The 24,669-nt window shown below is 60.4% G+C and carries 13 protein-coding genes; 5 read left to right on the forward strand and 8 right to left on the reverse strand.

Features of this window, described 5'->3' with window-relative positions:
• Positions 1-335 precede the first annotated feature (335 nt).
• From ACSQ36_RS04635 to hemL, 3 genes are read right to left on the reverse strand one after another with little or no spacing between them, the layout of a single operon-like run.
• Positions 336-977 (reverse strand): riboflavin synthase, encoded by a 642-nt coding sequence (locus tag ACSQ36_RS04635; protein WP_436181066.1) that lies wholly within the window; start codon positions 975-977, stop codon positions 336-338.
• Positions 978-1,006: 29 nt separating this feature from the next.
• On the reverse strand, positions 1,007-2,143 hold the full coding sequence (ribD, locus tag ACSQ36_RS04640; protein ID WP_436181067.1) for a bifunctional diaminohydroxyphosphoribosylaminopyrimidine deaminase/5-amino-6-(5-phosphoribosylamino)uracil reductase RibD: 1,137 nt from the start codon (positions 2,141-2,143) through the stop codon (positions 1,007-1,009).
• An 11-nt stretch (positions 2,144-2,154) separates the two neighbouring features.
• Entirely contained in the window at positions 2,155-3,438 is a 1,284-nt protein-coding gene (gene hemL, locus ACSQ36_RS04645) for a glutamate-1-semialdehyde 2,1-aminomutase (protein WP_436181068.1), read from the reverse strand.
• 414 nt (positions 3,439-3,852) lie between these two features.
• Here hemL and ACSQ36_RS04650 point away from each other — a divergent pair, with 414 nt between their 5' ends.
• On the forward strand, positions 3,853-5,076 hold the full coding sequence (locus ACSQ36_RS04650) for a Bcr/CflA family multidrug efflux MFS transporter (protein ID WP_436181069.1): 1,224 nt from the start codon (positions 3,853-3,855) through the stop codon (positions 5,074-5,076).
• 50 nt (positions 5,077-5,126) lie between these two features.
• Here the strand turns inward: ACSQ36_RS04650 and ACSQ36_RS04655 are convergent, their stop codons facing one another.
• Positions 5,127-7,250 carry a prolyl oligopeptidase family serine peptidase gene (locus tag ACSQ36_RS04655; protein WP_436181070.1) on the reverse strand — a complete coding sequence of 708 codons (2,124 nt, stop codon included), beginning with the start codon at positions 7,248-7,250 and terminating at the stop codon, positions 5,127-5,129.
• Between the two features lie 73 nt (positions 7,251-7,323).
• On the opposite strand from ACSQ36_RS04655, the gene ACSQ36_RS04660 reads away from it, so the two are divergent.
• From ACSQ36_RS04660 to ACSQ36_RS04670, 3 genes are all read left to right on the forward strand, one after another.
• On the forward strand, positions 7,324-7,689 hold the full coding sequence (locus ACSQ36_RS04660; RefSeq protein WP_436181071.1) for a hypothetical protein: 366 nt from the start codon (positions 7,324-7,326) through the stop codon (positions 7,687-7,689).
• Positions 7,690-8,141: 452 nt separating this feature from the next.
• The gene (locus ACSQ36_RS04665; protein WP_436181072.1) at positions 8,142-16,868 is read left to right on the forward strand and encodes an autotransporter-associated beta strand repeat-containing protein; all 8,727 of its coding nucleotides are present in this window, start codon (positions 8,142-8,144) and stop codon (positions 16,866-16,868) included.
• A gap of 314 nt (positions 16,869-17,182) precedes the next feature.
• The gene (locus ACSQ36_RS04670) at positions 17,183-17,998 is read left to right on the forward strand and encodes a hypothetical protein (protein ID WP_436181073.1); all 816 of its coding nucleotides are present in this window, start codon (positions 17,183-17,185) and stop codon (positions 17,996-17,998) included.
• Positions 17,999-18,092: 94 nt separating this feature from the next.
• On the opposite strand, the gene ACSQ36_RS04675 is transcribed toward ACSQ36_RS04670, so the two are convergent.
• The 4 genes from ACSQ36_RS04675 to ACSQ36_RS04690 all read right to left on the reverse strand — a co-directional run bounded on the left by ACSQ36_RS04675 (position 18,093) and on the right by ACSQ36_RS04690 (position 22,536).
• Positions 18,093-19,211, reverse strand: coding sequence for an ABC transporter ATP-binding protein (locus ACSQ36_RS04675; RefSeq protein WP_213762590.1), 1,119 nt, complete (start codon positions 19,209-19,211; stop codon positions 18,093-18,095).
• Between the two features lie 116 nt (positions 19,212-19,327).
• Positions 19,328-20,185 (reverse strand): carbohydrate ABC transporter permease, encoded by an 858-nt coding sequence (locus ACSQ36_RS04680; RefSeq protein ID WP_213762591.1) that lies wholly within the window; start codon positions 20,183-20,185, stop codon positions 19,328-19,330.
• Positions 20,175-21,098 carry a carbohydrate ABC transporter permease gene (locus ACSQ36_RS04685; protein ID WP_346730451.1) on the reverse strand — a complete coding sequence of 308 codons (924 nt, stop codon included), beginning with the start codon at positions 21,096-21,098 and terminating at the stop codon, positions 20,175-20,177. The genes ACSQ36_RS04680 and ACSQ36_RS04685 overlap by 11 nt, the downstream gene beginning before the upstream one ends.
• Positions 21,099-21,282: 184 nt before the next feature.
• On the reverse strand, positions 21,283-22,536 hold the full coding sequence (locus ACSQ36_RS04690; RefSeq protein WP_213762593.1) for an ABC transporter substrate-binding protein: 1,254 nt from the start codon (positions 22,534-22,536) through the stop codon (positions 21,283-21,285).
• 528 nt (positions 22,537-23,064) lie between these two features.
• Here ACSQ36_RS04690 and zwf point away from each other — a divergent pair.
• On the forward strand, positions 23,065-24,525 hold the full coding sequence (gene zwf / locus ACSQ36_RS04695; RefSeq protein ID WP_436181074.1) for a glucose-6-phosphate dehydrogenase: 1,461 nt from the start codon (positions 23,065-23,067) through the stop codon (positions 24,523-24,525).
• Positions 24,526-24,669: the final 144 nt, after the last annotated feature.

The following is a 24,669-nucleotide window of genomic DNA, read 5'->3' on the forward strand; positions in this document are numbered from 1 at the left end:
TCTCTTAACTGACTTGCTAATCCATATGGGTAAGGTGCGGCCGGTGGCATGATGGATAACTATGATGGCGCGCGACTTCCAGCTTTTCAATGTCGTGCGCCGTACGCAGAAGATCGGCAAAAAGGCGCGAATTCTCCGCTCTGCCCGATCTCCGGCGAGAGCCGCTGATCCCAATGCCAGCGCGGCAGACAGCCGGGTCGGTTGCCTTGGGGAGGCGTTTCTACAGAGGCGTGACCGCATACTTGGTGCAGAAAACGACGGTATACCGTCATCAAAACGTAGATTTAGCTGGACGCAGTGAGACGAGCGCACATGCTTATTTTCGAAAATTCTATTTATTTCAACGAGTTATGACCGTCCTTAGACGTCGACAGAATCCGCTCCACGTACCGCGCAATCAGATCGATCTCCAGATTGACCTTCGCGCCGGTTTTCAAATGCCGCAACGTGGTCACTTCCACCGTATGCGGAATCAGGTTGATCGAAAACTCGCAGCCATCGGGCCGGTCGTTCACGGTATTCACCGTCAGGCTCACGCCGTTCACCGTCACCGAGCCTTTATAAGCCAGATATTTACCGATATCCCGCGACGCCAGAATCCGTAACTCATGTGACTCGCCAACAGGGGCGAAGTGCGTCACTTCACCAAGACCATCCACATGTCCCGACACCAGATGCCCGCCCAGCCGATCATGCGCACGTAGCGCCTTCTCCAGGTTCACATCGCCGGGTTCGGACAAGCCTGCCGTCTTGCTAAGGCTCTCGCGCGACACATCGACGGCAAAAGACCCGGCCGACTTCTCGATCACGGTCATGCACGCGCCCTGGATCGAGATGCTGTCGCCAAGCTCCACGTCCGTGAGATCCAGCCCGCCGGAGGCCACCGTGAGGCGCACGCCGGTATCGGCATCGGTGGATGAACCCAACGGCGTAACCGCTTCAATGCGGCCGACCGCCGCGACAATTCCTGTGAACATCGTCGAGCTTCCTTACGTTACGTTGTGCGTTAGATAATCGGTTTCGCGTCCGTGGGCGCATCGGTTTTCACCACCGCGAAGCGCGCCAGAATGCGCAGGTCATCACCCAGCCGGTCAATCCTGTGAAACCGCAGATGCGGCCGGGCATCGAGTGTATCGGGTGGCGTGAAATCGAACATGCCCGGCGCGTTGCCCAGCAAACTCGGCGCGAGATAAACCAGCAATTCGTCGACACACCCCTCGCGCAGCAGCGAGCCATTGAGCTTGTGACCCGCTTCCACGTGCAGTTCGTTGATGCCGCGATCAGCGAGAACGCCCAGCATGGCGGGCAGATCGACCTTGCCGTGCTCGTTCGTCAATGGCGTGAATTCGATGCCGCGTTCGCGCAGCGCATCGGCTTTCGCGGGGTCGGGCTCGGCACCGCAAAACACCCACGGCGGCGCGCCTTCCAGGATCCGAGCGGTGAGCGGCACGTCAAGGCGGCTGTCGATCAGTACCCGCTGCGGCTGGCGCGGCGTTTCAATCGCGCGCACGGTCAGTTGAGGATCGTCCTCGCGCACCGTGCCGATGCCCGTCAAAATCGCGCACGCCCGCGCGCGCCATGCGTGACCATCGGCGCGGGCGGCTTCACCGGTAATCCATTGGCTTTCGCCGGTCGGCAAACCCGTGCGGCCATCCAGCGTAGCGGCGACCTTCATGCGTACCCACGGCCGGCGTCGCGTCATGCGCGATACAAAGCCGATGTTCATCTCGTACGCTTCATTGGCCAGCAGGCCGCAGCGCACATCGATACCCGCATCGCGGAGAATCGCCAGTCCGCGCCCGGACACGGCCGGATTCGGATCTTCCATCGCGGCGATCACCTTGGCGACCCGCGCGTCGATCAGCGCGTGCACGCACGGCGGCGTGCGGCCGAAATGGCTGCACGGTTCGAGCGTGACGTAGGCGGTGGCACCCCGCGGATCATGGCCGCGCGCTCGCGCGTCTTTCAACGCGCGAACCTCGGCGTGGTCCTGGCCGGCGGGCTGCGTGAAACCTTCGCCAATCACGTCGCCGTCTTTCACCAGCACGCAGCCGACGCGCGGATTCGGCGTCGTCGTGTACATGCCGCGTGCGGCCAGCGCCAACGCGCGCTCCATGTGCGAGAAATCGGTCTGCGAGAACATGGCGGCGGCGCTTAAGCGGCGAGGCGCGCGAACGCGCCGCGGGCGGCGTCGAGCGTCGCGTCGATCACGCCGTCGTCGTGGGCGATCGATACGAACCCCGCTTCATACGCCGATGGCGCGAAGTAGACGCCGGCATCGAGCATCTCGTGGAAAAACGCGTTGAAGCGGTTCGTGTCGCCCTGCGTGACTTCAGCGAAGCTTCCCGGGACGCTATCGGCGAAATACAGCCCGAACATCCCGCCGATAGCGTCCGCCGAGAAGGGCACCTTCGCTTCCTTTGCGACCGAAGCGAGGCCATCGGCGAGACGACGCGTTTGCTTCGTCAGCGTCTCGTAGAACCCCGGCGCCTGGATCAATTGCAGCGTTTTCAACCCGGCTGCGACCGCGACCGGATTCCCCGACAACGTGCCTGCCTGATACACGCCGCCGAGCGGGGCGAGATGCGCCATGATGTCCCGGCGTCCGCCGAACGCTGCAGCCGGCATGCCGCCGCCGATCACCTTGCCCAGGCACGTCAGGTCCGCCTTGATGCCGTAGACCTGCTGCGCGCCACCCAGCGCCACGCGAAAGCCGCACATCACTTCATCGAAAATCAGCACCGAGCCGTACTCGTCGCAACGGGCGCGCAGCGCTTGCAGGAATTCGGGCGTGGCTTTCACGAGATTCATGTTGCCGGCCACCGGCTCCACGATAATCGACGCGATTTCCGCACCGAATGCGGCAAACGCTTCGTTAAGCTGTTCGACGTTGTTGTACTCGAGTACGGTCGTGTGCTTGGCGGTATCGGCGGGAACGCCAGCGGAAGTGGGATTGCCGAACGTCAGCAGACCCGATCCGGCTTTCACGAGCAGGCTGTCCGCGTGACCGTGATAACACCCCTCGAACTTCACGATCCGATCACGCTTCGTGAATCCGCGCGCCAGGCGCAGCGCGCTCATGGTCGCCTCGGTGCCGCTCGACACCATGCGTACCTGTTCTATCGACGGCACCAGCTTGCAGATCTCTTCCGCGATCTCGATCTCGGACTCGGTCGGCGCACCGAACGAAAACCCGTTCGCGAGCACGCGCTGCACGGCCTCAAGCACTTCAGGATGGACGTGGCCGAGGATCATCGGCCCCCAGGAGCCGATGTAGTCGATGTACTGCTTGCCATCGGCGTCCCAGAAATACGGACCTTGCGCGCGTTCGATGAACCGCGGCGTGCCGCCGACCGAGCGAAACGCGCGCACCGGCGAGTTCACACCGCCGGGAATGGTTTTCTGGGCGCGTTCGAAGAGAGCTTCATTTCTGGACATGACGGGGCCTGCACTGGATGACGGGTTCGGCTGGAGAGGGCTGCGGTCGCGGGCTTCTATCAAGCCTGGATGGGCGCCGGGATCGGATCGGGCGGGGTCCGACCGGGTCTCGCGCCTGGGGCTCGCGGCTGCAGGAAATCAAGATGAAATTGTACCGGAGTCGTCTGCATCGAGTCCGCGACGCTCGGTCTGGCGCTGCATTCGAAAAGACGCCAGCGCGGCTTGTGAAAGCGGGGCGCGTACAATGCACACTGTTTTAAGGCTTTGTTTAAGCCGTTCGCTTGCATGCCGGACGTGGCCGTTGCGAGGTTTTTCGCCCTCGTATTGTGTTGGTTTCGCCACGTGTCACTCGCTACCCGTCACTCGCCAGTCCCCGAAAACCGCGCCTTTTCCTCACGCTCTCTTTCGCCTCTCATGCCCGAAATCATCAAGCGCCGTGCCGATCGCCGACTGATCCTGTTGCTCGGTGCGCTGGCGGCGTGCGGCCCGCTTTCCATCGATATGTACCTGCCGAGCCTGCCGGCTCTCGCCACTTCGTTCGGCACGACCGCCGCAGCGGCACAGATCACGCTGACCAGTTTCATGCTCGGCTTTTCGCTCGGCATGCTCGTGTACGGACCGCTCTCCGACGCCTACGGGCGCCGGCCGGTGCTGCTGGGCGGCATCGTGTTGTATACGCTTGCGAGCGTCGGGTGCGCGCTGTCGTTTTCCATCGATTCACTGGTTATCCTGCGCTTCCTGCAGGCGCTCGGCGCGGGGTCGGCGTCGGTTCTGGCGCGGGCCATTGCACGCGATGCCCACGCACCGTCGGATGCGGCCCGGGTGCTGTCGATGCTTGCCATTGTCACGTCGATCGGCCCGCTGCTCGCACCGTTGATAGGCGGCCAGTTGCTGCTGCTTGGGGGCTGGCGTGCGGTGTTCGTCACGCTCACGGTATTCGGCACGTTGTGCGCGGTCACTACGTATTTGCGCGTGCCGGAAACCTGGCCGCGCGAGAAACGCGCGACATCGGCGCTGGGGCGTTCGTTTGCGGCGTACGGGCGTCTTCTCACCGATCCCGTCACGTGGGGCCACACGTTATGCGGCGGCATGGCGTTCGCTTCGATGTTCGCGTACATCACCGCGACGCCGTTTGTGTATATCGACTACTTTCATGTGAAGCCGCAGCACTACGGGTTTTTCTTCGGGCTGAACATTATCGGGATTATCGGCTGGAACGTGGCGAACACGCGGCTCGTCGGGCCGCTGGGATCGCTGAAACTGATTTCGATCGCGTCGTTTGTCAGCGTGATCGCGGCGCTGGCGACGGCGTTCGTGTGTATCACCGGTTTTGGCGGCTTGTGGTCGATCGTCGGCTGTCTGTTCTTCGTGGTCGGCGTCGTGGGTTTGTTATCGGCCAACTGCACGACGGATTTGATGCATCGATACCCCCACAACGCAGGCGCCGCAGCCGCAGTGTTCGGCGCGGTGCAGTTGGCGCTCGGCGCGCTGGCGAGCGTTGCCGTCGGGATGTTCCACGACGGTACGCCGCAGGGGATGGGGATCGTGATCGGGGTGACGGGCGTGCTGACGTTCGTCGGCCGGACGCTGGTGCTGCGCTGGCATGGCACGCCAGTGCGGGCGAGTCGGGCCGGGTGATGCAGTCGGGCTTATTTGTTGCGATGTCCGCGCATTCGCTCAGCTAACCATCACCCCCGGCCGACCATCTGCTGCAAGAACGTGAACGCCGTCGCTTCCACGCGAGCGATACTTTCCGCCTCCACGCCCGCGCCGTGACCACCGTCGCGGTTCTCCAGATACCACACGCGCTCATGTCCCAGCGCCTGCATTCTTGCCGCCATTTTGCGGGCGTGGCCGGGATGCACGCGGTCATCGGTCGCCGACGACGTGAACAGCGCCGGCGGATAAACCGCATCGGCTTTCACGTTTTGATACGGCGAGTACGTCATCAGGAAGCGCAGGTCGCGGGCATCGGCGGGGTCGCCGTATTCGTCGATCCACGAGGCGCCTTGCAGCAGCAAGTGAAAGCGCGCCATGTCGAGCAATGGCACTTCGGACAACACCGCGCCGAACAATTCCGGACGCTGGACCAGCATGACGCCGGTCAGCAAGCCGCCGTTGCTGCCGCCACGAATAGCGAGTTGTTTCGATGTCGTCACGCCCGACGCCACCAGCGCTTCTGCAACGGCGATGAAGTCATCGAAGGCGACCTGGCGTTTCTCCCGCTGCGCCGCCTGATGCCACTCCGGCCCGAACTCGCCGCCGCCACGAATGTTCGCGACCGCGTACAGGCCTCCGCTTTCGAGCCACGCGATACCCGTGGTCGCGTCGTAATGCGGGTCGAGCGCGACTTCGAAGCCACCATAGCCGTAGAGCAGGCAGGGCGCGGTTTCCTGACCCTTGACGTTCGCCTCGCGGCCGATCAGCCAATACGGAATGGCGACGCCATCGGTTGATATCGCGTGACGACGCTCGGCGATAAGACCAGTCGCATCGAATTGAGCGGGAAGGCGAGCGAGCAGTTGCCATTCGCTTTCCGGCTGCGCGAAATCGGCATAGTAAAGCGACGGCGGCGTGAGGAAATGTTCGACGTGAACGAGCACGGTGTCGTCGCGTTCACTGTCGATGGAATCCACGTACGACTGGCTGGCGGCCGGCAGCGCGAAGTCGCGGCGGGTCCATTCGCCTTCCAGACCCGCTGGGGGGCCAAGCAATTCCACACGCGGCGAACCATCGTCCATCTGCGACACCACCAGCCAATGCTTCGTGAAGTCGATATCGGCGAGAACGTTTCGGCCTGACGGCGTGAACAGCACGGTGAAATTGCGCGCGCCTGTCAGGAAGGCATCGCGACGAATGACGAGCAGCGAACCGCTCGCGTAGGTCGTTGCGCCCGATTCGTAGGACTCGCGTGGCGTGACAAACAGCCAGCCATTCCAATGCTCCAGTTCCGCGTGCAGCGGGACATCGTATTGCTGCCACTCGCCGGTGGTTTCATCGAGCCAGTATTGCAGCGTCTCGAAGAACGACGTCGCGCGTGAAGCAAGATGGAGCTTTTCGAGCTGATCGTAATCCACGCCGGCCGATACATCGCGCCGTTTGCCTTCGAAGACCACGGGGGCATCGGCGAGTGGCGTGCCGCGCTTCCATTTGCGCGCCTGGCGTGGAAAGCCGGACGTGGTGAGCGCGGGCTTCTTGCTGTGCGCGCTGTCGTCCCAGCCAACGTATACCGTATCGCGATCGATCCACGAGATGCCATGCTTGCCGACATCGGGGAGCGTGAAGCCGTCTTCAACGAAGCGCTGCGTTTCGATATCGAATTCGCGGACCATGCACGCGTCCGAGCCTCCCGGCGACAAGCTCACCAGCGCGCGGTCCCAGGTAGGGTAGAGCATATCGAAGTCGTGCAGCGCCCAGCGGATGCCGTCCTTGGCGGCGCTCGTGTTCAAGTCGATCTGGTCAACGTCCAGGATGGTTTGCCATTCGGGCGTGCCGGCGAGCCATTTTTGCCAGGCTGTGCGCCGAACTATGCCCAGCGGGTTTTTCTCATCCTGCCAAGTGTTGTAGCCCCAATCGCCGTAACGCGAACATGAAACGATGCGTTCCTGCGAGGTGTAGGCCTTTGCCAGCCGCTTCGTGAGTGTGTCCGTGTCAGCTGTCTTGCCGAAGGCTTCTGTTGTGCGCGCGTTTTGCGCGCTGACCCATGCGTCGACCCGGGTGTCGTCAAGCTTTTCCAGTTCGATAAACGGATCGGGACCATCGGCAACAGGCCATTCGAGTTCGGGGCGTCGGCTGAGGAAGGAATCTGTCATGTCGGGAGGGGAGCCTGCTTTGGGTTGCCGGAGAGCGTGTAGCCGGCCTTGCCGGGAATTCGGAAGGGGAATTGTGCCTGACGGCGTTGCATCACGCCGCGTTGGGCCAAATTCATTTCGCGCTGCGTGCGTTCCTTGGCAACTTCTGCATGCGGCACTATTTAGGCGCTTAACCACGCTCGTCAAGTTCGCTATTGCTGGCCGAGCTCTCGCCTATTTGTGCTCATTATCACGCCCAGCTTCGTCTTATCAGGATCGTAACGAAGCACATCAATTTTTGCAAAAATCAGGCTCGATGAATATTTCGTTGCAAGGTCATGAATGCAAAATCAGATTGATTATTTATTTGGTTGCAAGTTTTATAGTATATGCCGTGGAGATTGAATCTGAATCGGAAAACTTATTAAAATGCGAGAACATCAAACGAATCAAAAAATAAATAAAGCAATCGGACACTCCCGCATAAGATAGGATGATCTCGAAGGCTAGCAGGTTTATTTAAGGTACAAACCCGGCTAACGCTTAGGCCATTATTCGGTAAAAGTGAAATACTCACTAATTGAACTATCCAATGATTCGTATAAAAATTCGGGCAGCGGGCGTCCATGCCCCATCCTTATCCAGTCAGTGATATCGAGCGAATGTCTCATTGTCATGGTGTGGTAGCTCAAAGAGAGGGGATTGGCGGTGTCGTTCCATTTCCTGTCAATAATCCAGCTAATCCGTCAGGCGATTCAATCTGTATCAACAACGAATTCCTGCTGTATATCGGGATCGTAAATGCGGCAGGGCACATATGCCAAATATCAATGAGGTTGCTCAATGAAATGGCGTGATGGTGATTCGAACTCTTTGGCATGTAACGTAATTGCATCAAGAGCGAGGCCGTAAATGAACCGGATTCGTTATGCCGCGCCGGATTGGGCGCTTGATTCCATGCAAATGGCAGCAGTGTTTGCCCAATTGCACCTCGGTTATAAAAATAGACGAACCTTTGCCGGCGGCCCTCGTAGCTGCCTGACACCCATTAGCGCCGGCATTCTGTTAATCAGCATTGGCGCGATCATTAGTCAGGCACAGGCGCAAACCGTTTCGATCCCCAGCGCGACAACTACTGTCACGTTGCAAACCCTGAGCCCGGGCTCGACCACCTTCGATGCGCCGGCGGGCACGGTGATCAATGTATCGTCGGGCGATGGCATCGACGGTAACAACGCCCAGAACTGGGTTCTCACCAATCATGGCTCGATAACCGGAGCCTTGGGGTTCTCGTTGTCATCGGCCACGCTCAATGGCGTCACCCTCGACAATTTTTCCATAATCGTGGGAACAACGTCTACGGGTGTCAACCTGTCCAACGGCGGCCAGGTGACCAATCATGCAGGCGCAACCATAGCGGGCGGCGCCGATGGCGTTCGAATCTCGGGCGCTGTCGGTACCGTCACCAACGATGGCTTGATTACAAGCGGCAGCAACAGTTTCTCCGGGGTGTACTTCGACGCCGGCGGCACGTTTACTCAAAGTGCAACTGGCGTGGTCGGCACGAATGGTGGCACGGGCTATGGTGTCGTTTTCAACGCCGGGCCTGTCGCTGGCACCAACGCCGGCACGATTTACGGGGCAGCGACAACCTACGCGTTCTGGACTCGCGGGGCATCAACGGGCGCATTCAGCAACAGCGGCCTGTTAAGCGCGGGTACTGGCGCTGTGCTCGCAAGCAGCGGCGGCGTTACCCTGACCAACACCGGCACCATCACCGGAACCGGTGGCACGGCTGTTTCTGTCACGGGGAGTGGCAATACGCTGGTACTCGGAACGGGATCGGTGCTGAACGGTGCTGTGACCGCCACCGGCACAAACAATGTGCTGACCCTGCAAGGATCGGGCAGTGCGGGCAACAATCTGACGGGATTCAATACCCTGAACATGTCCGGCACTGCCTGGACGTTGAGCGGTGCAAATTCGACCACAGGCATCACCGCCACCGCTACCAACGTGCAAAGCGGAGTCCTTACCCTTACTGGTGCACTCACCAACGGTGGCACGGGGGGCGGCACGACTATCGCTTCGGGCGCCACGCTACAGGTCGGCAATGGAGGTACCGCGGGCAGCGTGACTGGCAACATTGCTGAAAATGGCTCGCTCGTCTTTGATCGCAGCGATGCAGTTAGTTATGCTGCGCTTATCTCCGGAACCGGCTCGCTCACCCAGTCGGGTACGGGTAACCTGACGCTTTCTTCAGCTAATACGTATTCCGGCGCAACCGGTATCGAGGCGGGGACGCTCACCGCAGGCATCGCTAATATTTTTGCCAATAGCAGTGCGGTAACCGTGAACAGTGGCGCTATCTTCGCGCTGAATAATTTCGCCCAGACAGCCAACAACCTTAGCGGCGCTGGCTCTATCACTTTGGGTTCTGCAACGCTGACGGCCAACAACAGCAGCGACACGACTTTCAGCGGTCTGATTAGTGGAACAGGGGGGCTGACTGAGACAGGCAGCAATGCATTGACTTTGAGTGGTGCAGGCAGCTCGGTTGGAGCGGTTTCCGTCAATGCGGGAACTTTGAACTTTGCTCAAAGTGGCCTGTTCAATGCCACCACACTAACTGTTGCCAGTGGTGCATTTTCCCAGATCAACGGCGGCGCGCAAGTCACTACGTCGAACATTGTATCGATAGCCGGAAACCTTACATTGGATGGAGTCCTGAACGCTGGTGCCGGTATACATATGAGTGCCGGAAGTACTTTTCAGGTCGGTAGCACAGGCATATTCAACAGGCCGGGCGAGGTCAATAGCCTCGTTGTCGACGTGGGAGGCGCTGCGCCCAGCACCATCATTAACAATGGGACAATAAATACACAGGGAAGCGGGGCCGCCATCAAGGTGACCGGTGCTTCAGTCATTGCCAATATCACCAATACCGGTTCCATAGGTGCGAGCACGGGATTGACCGCCGCTGTGACCGGGATATGGTCACAGTCGGGTATTGCCAATATCGTCAATCGCGGAGCCATCTATGGTGGCAGCACAAGTACCGCACTTTACTTTGGTACCTCAGGCAACTCGCTGACGTTAGGTGCAGGTTCAAATCTGCATGGAGGGACCGGCACAACATCTTCTCTCGCTGCAGGGGTGAGCACTGACGCAGTCGCTATCAGCGCGGGTACCGGTAACACCATTACCCTGATAGAAACAGGCAGCGAAAATGGTGATTTTCTGGGGAGCGGTAATTTAACTACGCAGGGCTTTTCCAGCTTGACTGCCGCAACAGGCAGCATCTGGACTCTCGGCGGCCATATCAACCTGATCGGCACCACAGCCAATACGCTCGACGTCAGCGGCGCATTAACCGTAACCGGCCAGATCAGCAATAGCGGCACGGGTGGTGGCACGACCATCGAGAGCGGCGGGGTGCTGAATCTCGGTAACGGTGGCGCTAGCGGTAGCGTTACCGGCAATTTGATTGACAACGGCGCTCTGAACTTTAACCGCTCCGATGTCGTGACCTTTGCCAATGTGATCAGCGGTACGGGTACTGCTACGCAAGCCGGTACGGGCACAACGATCCTGACCGGTGATAACACTTATACGGGCGGCACCACCATCACTGCCGGCACCTTGCAGCTTGGCAACGGCGGCACCACCGGCAGCGTCGTCGGCAATATCACCGATAACGCCGCATTGAATTTTAACCACTCAGGTGCGTTGACCTATGGCGGAGTGGTCAGCGGCACGGGTTCGTTGACCCAGCAAGGCAGCGGCGCCCTGATCTTGACGGGCGACAGCGTCTACACGGGTGGTACCACCGTCAGCGCTGGCACCTTGCAACTTGGCAATGGTGGAACCACCGGCAGCGTCACTGGCAATATCACCGATAACGCCGCGTTGAATTTTGACCATTCAGATTCGGTGACCTATGGCGGAGTGATCAGCGGCACGGGTTCGTTGACCCAGCAAGGCAGCGGCGCCCTGATCTTGACGGGCGACAGCGTCTACACAGGTGGTACCACCGTCAGCGCTGGCACCTTGCAACTAGGCAACGGCGGCACCACTGGCAGCGTCACTGGCAACATCACCGATAACGCCGCGTTGATTTTTAATCGCTCGAATGCGGTGAGCTACGGTGGAGTGGTCAGCGGCACGGGCTCGCTGACACAAGCAGGCAGCGGCACGACCGTCCTCACCGGCATCAACACGTACGCGGGTGGCACCAACCTCAATGCCGGCATTCTGAGTGTCGGCGCCGACGCCAATCTCGGCGCCGCGGCGGGTGGGCTGAGTTTCAATGGCGGGGCGTTGCAGTTCACTAGTGCACTCACCACGGCTCGAGCGGTCACGCTCACCGCCGCCGGCACTATCGATACACAGGCCAACGCCGATACGCTTTCCGGTGTGGTCGCGGGCACCGGCGCACTCACCAAGCAAGGCACGGGCACGCTGACCCTCACCGGCGCCAACACCTACACCGGTGGCACGAATGTCAACGCCGGCACCGTGCAACTTACCGGAACGGGCACTATCGGCAGTGGTCCAGCCAATATCGCCAGCACGGGCACGCTCGCGCTGAACCCCGCCAGCGGCAACTACGCTTTCAATAACGTCCTCACCGGCAGTGGCTTACTGACTGCCACCCTCGGCAGCGCCACCAACACCTTCAACTTCGGCGCCGCTGCGGGCAGTGCTTTCACCGGCAAGGTCACGCTTAACCAGAGCACCTTTAGCCTCGCCGGCACCAACACCAGTGCACTCACGAACGCCACTCTGCAACTGAACGCCGGCAACACGACCACCGTGGGCGCGGGGGCGCAAACCATCGGCAACCTGACGCTGAACGGCAATGCCCTGGTCTTCGCTAACCTGCCCTCCGGCACGCTCAGCACCGGGGCACTCACGCTCAATAGCGGCACCGTGCGCATCGACCCCGTTGGCGCCGTCAACCCAACCGGATCCCTGCTCACTCAGGATGACGGCGCCAACACCCAACTGATCAGCGCCAACAGCGTCAGCGGCAATGTAAGCAACCTCTCGCTCACCGATCTGGCGGGGAACTCGCTCACCAGCACAACCGCGAACATTGCTCAAAATGGCAACACCGTTGCCATCGGTACCTACAGCTTCACGCTGAACACCGGGGCCAACAGTGGCCTGTACGCGGGCTACGGCCTTAGCCAACTCGATCTGCAAACCGGCCAGACCCTCACGCTTGCCGGTGACACGGCCGCAGCCGGGGCGGCTGACATGAAGGCCCGCATCACCGGCAGCGGCGCGCTCACCATCGACGCCACCAACAGCATCACCTTGACCAACGCCGCCAATGACTACACCGGCAACACAACCGTCAGCGGCGGTACGCTGATACTCGGCAGCAACAACGCGTTGGGCAACACGGCGTTACTGGCGCTGAATGCGGGAACGACCGCCGATATCAACGGCAAGACCCAGGCGATAGGTGCGCTCGGCGGCGCGGGGGCCCTCAATATCGATGCCGGCAATCTGACGATCAACAATGGCGGTACGTTTAGTGGCGTTATCAGCGGCACCAGTGGCGCGCTGAATGCCAACGGCGGCACGCTGATCCTGACTGGCGACAACACCTACACCGGCGGTACGACGATCAACGCGGGGACGTTGCAGATCGGCAATGGCGGCACTACCGGCAGCTTTGCGGGCAATATCACAGATAACGCTGCAGTAGCGTTTAACCGCAGCGACACCGCGACCTATGGCGGGGTGGTCAGCGGCACGGGTTCACTGACCCAGCAAGGCAGCGGCGCCCTGGTCTTGACGGGTGACAACACCTACAGCGGCGGCACGGCCATCAACGCGGGCACGTTGCAGATCGGCAATGGTGGAACGACTGGCTCGGTGAGCGGCGATATCGCGGATAACGCGGCGCTGGCGTTTGATCGCAGCGACACCGCGACCTATGGCGGCGTGGTCAGCGGCACGGGTTCGCTGACCCAGCAAGGCAGTGGCGCCTTGATCCTGACGGGTGACAACACCTACACCGGCGGCACGGCCATCAACGCGGGCACGTTGCAGATTGGCAATGGCGGAACCGTCGGCTCAGTGGCCGGTGACATCTCCGACAACGCCGCGTTGGTGTTCAATCGCAGCGACGCCACGACCTACGGCGGAGTAGTCAGCGGCACGGGTTCACTGACCCAGCAAGGTAGCGGCACAACCGTCCTGACCGGTACCAACACCTACAGCGGCGGGACCAACGTCAACGCCGGTACGCTGGAACTTAGCGGCGCGGGCAGCATCGGCAGCGGCAATGCCAATCTCGCCAACGCCGGTACCTTACTGATCAACAACCCGGCCAGCGGCAACTACACCTTCAATAACGCATTAACCGGCGGCGGCACCATGCAGGTCCTGCTCGGCAACAGCACCAACACGTTCACCCTAAGCAATACGGTTGGCAGCGCTTTTGCCGGCACCATCGCCGTTTCCGGCGGCACATTCACCCTGGACAACAATGCCCAGAGCGCCATGCCCAGCACCACACTGCGCCTGGACACCGGCGGACTGGCCCAGATCAACGCCAATCGCACCATTGGCAACCTCACCTTCAACGGCGGCACGTTCCAGATCACCGCCACCGGTTTTATCCCCGACGGCAAACTCACTGTCGGCGACCTGAACGTTGCGTCCGGTGGCACCGTCGCCCTTGGCATCCCGAGTGACTTCCCGGTTCACGCGCTTCCCCCGCAACCCTCGCTGTTCGACCAGGACGACAACATCCAGTTGCAACTCATTGCCGCCACCGGCACCGTGACCGGGGCGGGTTCCCAGCTCGCACTCACTAAATTTGACGGCTCCCCGGTTGCTGCTCCGCAGAACGTCACGCTGAGCGAAAATGGCGCGACCGTCGCGATAGCCAGCTACAACTACGCCACCAATGTCCTGGCCGGCGCCAACGCCGGTGTATGGCTCGGTTATGACCTTCTGCAACTCGACCTGCAAGCCGGCCAGACGCTGGAACTGACCAACGCCAACGCTGTCGACAACACCCTGAGCGCCAAGATCACCGGCAGCGGCAACCTTTTCATCGATGCAGTCAACACCGCCATTCTCGCCAACGCCACCAACGACTACACCGGTACGACCACCCTCAATAGCGGCACGCTCCTGCTCGGCAGCGACAACGCGCTGGGTCACACCGCTTTACTCGACGTGAGTGCGGGCGCCACTGCCGATATCAACGGCAAGACCCAGGCGATAGGCGCGCTCGGCGGGGCGGGTGCTCTAAATATCGATGCCGGTAATCTGACGATCGACAACGGCGGTACGTTTAGTGGCGTTATCAGCGGCACCAGTGGCGCGCTGAACGCCAACGGCGGCACGCTGATCCTGACTGGCGACAACACCTACACCGGCGGCACGACGGTCAACGCGGGGACGTTGCAGATCGGCAATGGCGGCACCGCTGGCAGCTATGCCGGCAACATCACGGATAACGCTGCAGTAGCGTTTAACCGCAGCGACACCGCGACCTATGGTGGAATAGTCAGCGGCACGGGTTCACTGACCCAGCAAGGCAGCGGCACCCTGGTCTTGACGGGTGACAACACCTACACCGGCGGCACGGCCATCAACGCGGGGACGTTGCAACTCGGCAATGGCGGAACGACTGGCTCGGTGAGCGGCGATATCGCGGACAACGCGGCGCTGGCGTTTAATCGCAGCGACACCGCGACCTATGGCGGCGTGGTCAGCGGCGCGGGTTCGCTGACCCAGCAAGGCAGTGGCGCCTTGATCCTGACGGGCAACAACACCTACACGGGCGGCACGACAATCAGCGCTGGCACTCTGCAACTCGGCAATGGCGGAACGGCGGGTGGCATTGTCGGCGATGTCAGTAACAACGGAATGCTGGCATTCGATCGCTCCGACAACCTGACCTTCGATGGAATCATTAGCGGCACCGGATCGGTAACCCAAGCCGGCAGCGGCATGGTCCTGTTCAATGGCGTGCAAACGTACAGCGGTACGACGAACATCAACGCGGGCACCTTGGCTATCGGGGATGCGTCCCATCTCGGCGCCGAATTAGCCGGCGGCGGGTCGATCACAGTCGGTGCTGCGGCCGCACTGGGTGGTTATGGCAAGGTCGCCGGGTCCGTGATCAACAACGGCGTGATTGCCGTAGGTAACGCGCTTCCGGCGTTCGCCAATGGTCCGGATGCCAGCTTCACTATCGCGGGAAATCTCGACAATAGCGGCACCGTGACGATGTCCAACGGCATCGCCGGTGACCGGATGATCACGGGGGGCGTCTATACCTCGAACGGCGGCAAAGTCCTGATCGATACCGTCCTGAACCAGGGCGGAGCCGCGTCGAATTCCGATTTGCTGGTCGTGGGCGGCACCGCGGTTGGCGCGAAGGGCGCCACGCAGTTAGTGGTGACGAACGTCGGTGGCGCCGGGGCGACGACGGTAGATAACGGCATCATGGTGGTACAGGTTCAGGACCCCACGCATTCTGCAACGGGCGCCTTCTCGTTAAGCGGCCGGGCGGTGGCGGGTCCGTATGAATATCAACTGTTCCAGGGGGGCGTACAGAGTTCGGACGGCAACTGGTACTTGCGCACTGAGCTTGAACCTACGCCTCCAACGCCCCCCACGCCGCCCACACCCCCTGAGCCTCCCGCACCACCGCAGCCAATGTTTCGGCCAGAAGTGGCGGCTTACCTGGCTAACCAGCATGTGGCTGGAGAGATGTTCGTTCACAGCCTGGACGACCGCACCGGTGGGCTCTCTCAGACTTCCGGGAGCGGATCGAGCGGGCCAGGTTCGGTCTGGCTTCGGATGGAAGGACGTAACGAAGGCAGCAACAGCAGCGATGGCACCTTCCACGTGAACACCGATTCGTTCTTCATGCAAGGCGGCGGCGAGGTGGCGCAGAAAAAGCTGATCTCCAATGCCGATCTCCTGCATCTCGGGCTGATGGCTACTTACGAGACAGCCCGAAGCAACGTGGAGGCCGCCGGCAACTCGGCGCAAGCAAGCGGCAACGTGGCTGGCTATAGCGTCGGAGCCTATGGCACCTGGTACCAGAATGAAGCGAGCCGGCTTGGCGCTTACGCGGACACCTGGCTCCAGTATGGCTGGTTCAATAACAGCGTCGACGGCGACGAATTGCCCACGGTGAACTACAACGCGCACGGCTGGGCGGTATCGGGCGAGTTGGGCTATGCGTTCCCGCTGATCAACGACTGGGTGTTCGAGCCGCAAGGCCAGTTGCTTTACGTGGACTATCACCAGAATTCGCTGACCGAGCCGAACGGCACGCAGGTGGATAACGCCAGTTCCAGCGGGGCCATCACACGGCTGGGGCTGCGTCTGCAACGCACCTTCGAGCGCAGCGCGGGCAAGAAAGTGCAGTTCTATGCAACGGCCAACTGGTGGCACACGAGCACGGACAGCACCATCTCGTTCGACCAAGTGTCGGTGGGCAGTTTGTACCCCGCCAATCGTTATGAGGCGAAGCTCGGACTGAATGGCGATCTCGGAAAGAACTGGAGCGCCTGGAGCAATGTAAGCGGTGCATGGGGCGCGCAGAGTTATCACGCCTATGTCGTGCGTCTCGGCCTCAAGTACGCGTGGTGATGCGTCAAACCATGCGATCCGCCCCCTACGGCGAGGCAAGCATCCTCGTCCCGATCTCATCGGCCCGATATCGTGGAAAATCTCCGCGCTACGCCACGCGGATCGGCACGGAACCGCTCCCTCATAAGGCCGCTGAATTGCCACACGGGCCAAACGGGCCACACGGGGCTGGTTTTTCGAGATGAACTATTCCGATAGGATGCCTTCGCAACCCGCTGCTTCATTGATTGAAACAAGGGGAGCGTATCGAGGTCTCGGACCATTCTCGGACCATCGGGCCGACATAAATTCTCACCCTATCTGGAGCAAGCTTGATGACTGATGTAAAAATCAAAGCCAATGTATTTGTGGCCACGCCCAGCTACGGTGGCGTCGTGACCACCAGCTATGTCCATGGGCTTCTCGATCTGTACGACACCGCTGACGAACACGGATTTGGTCTTTGGGTAAATTTCAATAGCTTCGACAGCCTGATCACGCGTGCTCGCAACACGATGGTCGCGGAATATCTTGCGGACGATCGGTTCACGCACCTGATGTGGATCGACGGCGATATCGGTTTCAAGGGTTCGGATGTCGTTCGCCTGCTTCAGGCCGATCGTCCTTTGGTGGCGGGCGTCTATCCGCTGAAAACCGATGGCTGGCCATCGGAGGGCTTGCCGGAGGCTTTGCCGGTTGGCACGAAGAAAGTCGATTTCCGCGCACGCTTCGCCCGTTATCCGGCCACCTCGGTTTCGGCCGAACTGGAACCGGACGAAAACGGTTTTCTCGATGTCATCGACGCACCGACTGGATTCATGCTCATCAAACGCGAGGTATTTTTGAAACTCGCAAGCAGCTTTCCGGAGCTTCGTTACCGGGCTGACCTGGTTGATCGGCCGGACCACAAGACCGGGAAAATCGCCAGGAACCACTACGCGTTCTTCGACACCATGATCGACCCGCAGTCCGGGAGCTATCTTTCGGAGGACTATGCGTTTTGCCGGCGGTGCGCGGCGATCGGCATTACGCCTGCCATCGATACGAAATCGAATCTGAGCCATCAAGGCTCCGCCGTGTTCGAGGGCGATCTGGGCCGCAGCCTGGAGCGCCAGCGCGCTGAGTATCACGCGGGCGAGGCAGGGCAGTAAGCCATTAAGCAACGGGCGCGCGAACGCCAGGCATCCAGAACAAAAAGCCGCTGTCCGTGAGGGCAGCGGCTTTTTCCAAGCAAAACGTTCAACCTCAAGCCAGCCGTTCTTCGCTCTTCGAATCGAACAACACAGCCTTCGATACATCGAACAACAGCGTCATGTTCGTCAGCGGTTGCGGGTTCGACGCCGGATGCACGCGGCTCACCACGCGCTTGCCGTTCACCTGCGTGAACACCAGCGTATCCGGACCCGTAGGTTCGATCACATCGATCTTCACCTCAATTGGCTGCAACCGCGCGTCTTCAACGTTATGCGCGCTGCGCGCATCGGTAATCCGCTCCGGCCGCAAACCAAGAATCACGTTCTGACCGATCTTGCCGCGCATGGCCGTGGCATCGAACGGCAGGTTCAACACGGTGCGCGTCACGCCCGTATCGACCTCAAGTCCGACGCCCGATCCGGCATCGACCAGCTTGCCATCGATAAAATTCATCGGCGGCGCGCCAATGAAACCCGCCACGAACAAGTTCGCCGGCGAATCATAGATGTCCTGCGGTGCGCCGAACTGCTGCACCACGCCGTCCTTCATCACCGCGATCCGGTCGCCGAGCGTCATGGCTTCGATCTGATCGTGCGTCACATACACAATCGTCGTTCCAAGGCGCTGATGCAGCAGCTTGATCTCCGAGCGCATCTCGATCCGCAGTTTGGCATCAAGGTTCGACAGCGGCTCGTCGAACAGGAACATTACCGGATCACGCGCCAGCGCACGCCCCATGGCCACGCGCTGACGCTGACCGCCCGACAACTGGCCGGGCTTGCGATCGAGCAAATGCTGGATCTGCAACGTGTCCGACACGCGCGTGACGATCGCCTTTTGCTCGTCCTTCGGCACCTTGCGAATGTTCAGCCCGAACGAGATGTTCTCGCGCACCGTCATGGACGGATACAGCGCGTACGACTGGAACACCATCGCAATGTCGCGATCTTTCGGCGAGAGGTTGTTCACCGTCTTGCCGTCGATCATGATGTCGCCCTTGGTGACCGTTTCCAGCCCGGCGATCATATTGAGCAACGTGGACTTGCCGCAGCCTGAACCGCCCACGAGGATCAGGAACTGCCCGTCCTCGATGTCGATGTTCACGCCCTTCAGAACGGGCACGCCGTTCGCATAAGTCTTGTACACGTCACGGATAGAAAGGCTTGCCATGCTGTGAATCCTTTAATGTCTCTGCGCCGAATTAATGTTCTTCCGCGCTTCAGTTGATCTTCTGTCGCGGGCGCCGTTCAGCAACTGAAGGCGCCCCGCGGAAATCAGCCCCGGAATCAGCCCTTCACCGCGCCCGCTGTCAGGCCGCGCACGAAGAACCGGCCGGCGACCATGTAGACGAGCAGGGTGGGCAGGGCGGCAATGATCGCGGCAGCCATGTCGACGTTGTATTCCTTCACGCCCGTCGATGTGTTGACCAGGTTGTTCAGGGCGACGGTGATCGGCATTGAATCGACGCCGGAGAACACGATCCCGAACAGGAAGTCGTTCCAGATCTGCGTGAATTGCCAAATCAGGCACACCATGAAAATAGGCAGCGACACCGGCAGCAGGATCTTCGTGAAGATGGTGAAGAAACCCGCGCCGTCAATACGTGCCGCCTTCACCAGTTCCGCCGGAATGCTCACGTAGAAATTGCGGAAGAACATGGTGGTGAACGCAATACCGTAGACCACGTGCACCAGCACGAGACCGGTCGTGGTGTTCGCGAGTCCCAGCAAACCTTGCAAACGCGCCATCGGCAAAAGGATGGCCTGGAACGGGATGAAACATCCGACCAGCAGCATGGTGAACACGGCGTCGGCGCCGCGAAAGCGCCAGTGCGTGAGCACGTAACCGTTGAACGCGCCGACTATCGACGAGATCAGCACGGCCGGGATCACCATGCGCACGGAGTTCATGAAGAACGGTTCCATGCCGTCGCAACGCACGCCGGTACACGATTGCGACCACGCCTTGATCCAGGGTGCGAACGTGAACGAGGTCGGCGGCGTGAGCAGGTTGCCGGTGCGCAACTGGTCGAGGTCCTTGAAGGACGTCGAGAGCATCACGTAGATCGGGAACAGGAAATACAGGGCAAACAGAACCAGCGCCGCATAGATGACGGCGCGGCTGATCGTCATCTTAGATTCCATTGCGCGTGCTCCTCGATTCCAGATACATGAGCGGCACCAGCACGGCGACGACGGTGGCGAGCATCATCATGGATGAAGCGGCGCCCAGGCCCAACTGCCCGCGGTTAAACGAAAACGTGTACATGAACATGGCTGGCAGCGAAGACGACGTGCCCGGACCGCCCGCGGTCATCGCAACCACGAGGTCGAAGGTCTTGATGGTGATGTGGCAGAGAATCAGCAGCACGGAGAAGAACACGGGCCGCATGCTCGGGATCACGATCTTGCGATAGATCCGCGGCAACGATGCACCGTCCATCTGCGCGGCCTTGAAGATCTCCGCGTCCACGCCGCGCAAACCGGCGAGGAACAGGGCCATCACGAAGCCGGTGGATTGCCACACGGCCGCGATCACCACGCAGAAGATCGCCTTGTCGGGGTTGCCGAGCCAGTCGAACGAGAAGCTCGTCCAGCCCCAGTCGTGGAAGACCTTTTCCAATCCGAGGCCGGGATTCAGGATCCATTGCCACGCCGTACCCGTCACGATGAACGACAACGCCATCGGGTACAGGAAAATCGCGCGCAACGCGCCTTCGTTACGGATCTTCTGGTCGAGCAGGATGGCCAGGAACAGCCCGAGCCCGACGCAGATCGCAATGAACGGAATGCCGAACCAGCCGAGGTTCGCAGCCGACGTCCACCAGACGTCGTTCGAGAACAGCTCGGTGTAGCGCTGGAAGCCGGTGAATTCATAGCGCGGCATCAATCGCGAATTGGTCAGCGAAAGCCAGCCGGTGATAAGGATAAAGCCGTACACGAACACCAGTGCAATCAGCACGCTTGGCGCGAGTACGAGCTTCGGAATGTATGTATCGGCAAGCGCCGCCAGAGGCGACGTGCGGCGAGGCGGGGTGCGCGATGTCTTGCTCGCGATACCGCTAGGGGAGGCAGCCACTTCTCGACTCCTGGAAATTTGCCGGCAAGAGTCTCAGGCCGGAACAGGGATACAGCAGTTTTTACGCCAACTCATGCTTGGGATTTGCCCGGGCGCGCGGCCGGTTAAAAAGCCGCGCGCCCGGTGTCAAACGAAACGATTACTTCTCGCTTACTTCGCGCGGTTACTTCGTCTTCGCGGCATTCGCGAGAGCGGCAACTGCGCTCTTCGAATCCTGCGTCGAGTTCATGAACTTCGTCACGACGTCAGTGATCGCGCCTGCTGTTGCGTCGCCTTGCGCCATGCCGTGTGCCAGCGACGGCACATAACCGCCGGCCTTGATGGCCGTCTGTTCATCGGCGTACGACTGCTTGCCGCAGGCGTCGAACTTGGCCATCGATACACCCAGGCGAACCGGGATCGAGCCCTTGTACAGGCTGAACTGTTCCTGGAACGCAGGCGACATGATGGTCTTGGCGAGCGCCAGTTGTCCCGGCGTTGCTTCCTTCGAGCCCTTCTGCTGGAAGAACACGAACGAGTCGACGTTGAACGTGTACTGCTTGGAGGTGCCCGGCACCGGTGCGCAGACATAGTCCGTACCGGCGGTCTTGTTCGCGCCCGCGAACTCGCCCTTGGCCCAGTCGCCCATGAATTGCATGCCGGCCTTGCCGTTGATGACCATGGCGGTCGCCAGGTTCCAGTCGCGGCCGGTGCGGCCGTTATCGAAATACGTTTCGATCTTGCGCACCGTGTCGAAGACCCCAACCATCTGGTCCGACGTCAGCGTCTTCTGGTCCAGGTCGACAATCGCCTTCTTGTAGAAGTCCGCGCCTTGCGACAGCACGACGTCTTCCCACAAGGTCAGGTCTTGCCACGGCTGGCCGCCTGCTGCCACCGGAACGATACCCTGGGCCTTCATCTTGTCAGCCAGCGCGAAGAATTCCGGCCACGTGGTCGGAACCTTGCCGCCTGCCTTGTCCAGTGCCGCCTTGTTGATCCACAGCCAGTTCACGCGATGCACCGAGAAGGGCGCGGCGACGTAGTGGCCATCGGCACGAATCGTCTTGTCGATTTCGGGCGGCAGGTTCTTTTTCCAGTCGCCGGCAACCGAGTCGATCGGCACGAGCACGCCTTGTTCAGCCCATTCCTGGATCAGCGGACCCTTGATCTGTGCTGCCGATGGTGCGTTGCCCGAGATGACCTGGGTCTTGAGCGCCGTCATGGCCGCCGCGCCCGCACCGCCTGCAACGGCGAAGTCCTTCCAGGTGTAGCCCTCTTTGGTCATGTCGTCTTTCAACACGCCAACGGCCTTCGACTCGCCACCGGAAGTCCACCAGTGCAGTACCGACAGGGATTCAGCCGCCTGAACCGTCTGCGCCGACACGCCGCACAACAGACCTGCGGCGCCGAGCGCGCCGATGAGCTTGCGAAATTTCATTGTTTATCTCCTCCGAACACCTGAACAAAAAACGATTGGCCCCTGATGCCGCCAGGAAGCGATGGCTGGAACATGAACAAACTGAAGTGGCCGGTTATCGGCGGTGTCGGCGGGAAAAGGCCAAGCGTTGTCCAGGGCAAGGAACCTTGGGCACGCCAGCCTGGCCGGCAGACCGAACCACGGCCGCACGGCTCTCAAGAGATGAGTGTGTCGAATCGCAACTGTGTCTCCTCTTTTGATTTTTGCCCGTTCACACTGGCATGAACCAGCGCGGCGTGCGTCCGGGGTTTTGCATCAAGCGGCTTTTGTCCCTTGCCGCACCGTTGCCTATCTGGCAAAAGCGTCATCGGCTGAGGTCAATTACCATGCAACTAGACATGAATCTCCGGGAAAACACGCATGTTCTGATTGACTAAGTGTTTTTTTCCGGGATCACGTTACCCCTTGATTTGAATTGTAGTTAAACTACAATTCAGTGTCAAAAAAAATTTTATTGGACTACGGTCCTCCTGAACCCTGCGGAGACACATGCAAAACGACTCTAATTTCACCTTTGTTCTGTTCGGCGGAACAGGCGATCTGTCGATGCGCAAGATCCTGCCGGCGCTGTTCGAAGCGCACCGTGGCGGCATGCTCGCTGAAGGCGGCAAGATTGTCGCGGTGGCGCGCGCCGCCGAAGATCGCGAGGCGTATTTGAATTGGGTCGAAGAACACGTCAAGCCGCACGTGTCGAAGAATGGCGTCGACGAAAGCGTGTGGAAGAGTTTCCTGGAGCGTTTCGTCTACGTTCGTCTCGACCTTGGCAAGCCGGAAGACTTCAAGTTGCTGCGCGATGCGGTGAACGAGCACGAGGGCACGCGGGTGTTTTATCTGGCGACGGGACCGTCGTTGTTCGTACCGATCTGCCGGGCGCTCGCCGATGTCGGCCTGAACGAAAACGCGCGGATCGTGCTGGAAAAGCCGCTGGGTTACGACTTGAAGTCGTCGAAGGCAATCAACGACGCAGTGGGCGAGATCTTCGCGGAAGAACAGATCTACCGGATCGATCATTACCTCGGCAAGGAGCCGGTGCAGAACCTGCTCGCGCTGCGCTTCGGCAATGCGCTGTTCGAACCGTTGTGGCGCCGCGAGTGGGTGGAGAGCATCCAGATCACGATTGCGGAAGAGCTTGGCGTGGAAGCGCGCGGCGACTTCTACGACAACACCGGCGCATTGCGCGACATGGTGCAGAACCACTTGCTGCAGCTGCTTTCCATCGTCACGATGGAACCGCCGCATTCCATGGATTCGGATTCCGTGCGGGACGAAAAGCTGCGCGTGCTGCGCGCGCTTAAACCTGTCGATCCGCGCGACATCAGCAAGGTCGCCGTGCGCGGGCAATATCATGCTGGCGTGATCAAGGGGACTTCGGTGCCGGCGTATGCGACCGAAAAAGGCGTGCGCCCGGATAGCAATACCGAGACGTTTGTTGCGTTGAAGGTGGAAATCGAAAACTGGCGCTGGGCTGGCGTGCCATTTTTCCTGCGCACAGGCAAGCGGCTGGCGGATCGCACGGCGGAGATTGTTGTGAACTTCCGCCCCGTGCCGCATTCGGCGCTGGGTGCGAACGCATTGCGTGCCGGTGCGAACCGGCTGGTGATTCGCTTGCAGCCGAACGAAACCATTCGCTTGTATTGCTTGGCCAAGCAGCCCGGCGAGGGCATGAATCTCGCGAGCGTCCATCTGGATCTCGCCTTCGACAAGTTTTTCAAGGAAGGGCAGATGGAGGCGTATCAGCGCTTGCTGCTCGACGTGATCAATGGGCGTCTCGCGTTGTTCGTGCGGCGTGACGAGCAGGAAGCGGCGTGGCGTTACGTGGAGCCGATCCTGGACGAATGGGCGGCGTCTGCTAAACCGCCGAAGCCTTATGCATCGGGTACCTGGGGACCGGCGGCCGCAAGCGCGATGCTGGCGCAGCACGGAACGTGCTGGTTGGAAGAAGAGAATTGAAGCCGGGAATCAAGATGAGTAGTGAGACCGTGGTACTGGGTCGGTGGAACGTGTTCTAGGACGTACGCGCTGTAGACATGTTGCAATTAAAGCCGAGACAAATCCTGTTGCGCGACGCTGAAAGTGGTTCAAGCAGTGGTTCAA

This window comes from Caballeronia sp. LjRoot34, assembly GCF_964253815.1.
In the GTDB taxonomy this organism is placed as follows: domain Bacteria; phylum Pseudomonadota; class Gammaproteobacteria; order Burkholderiales; family Burkholderiaceae; genus Caballeronia.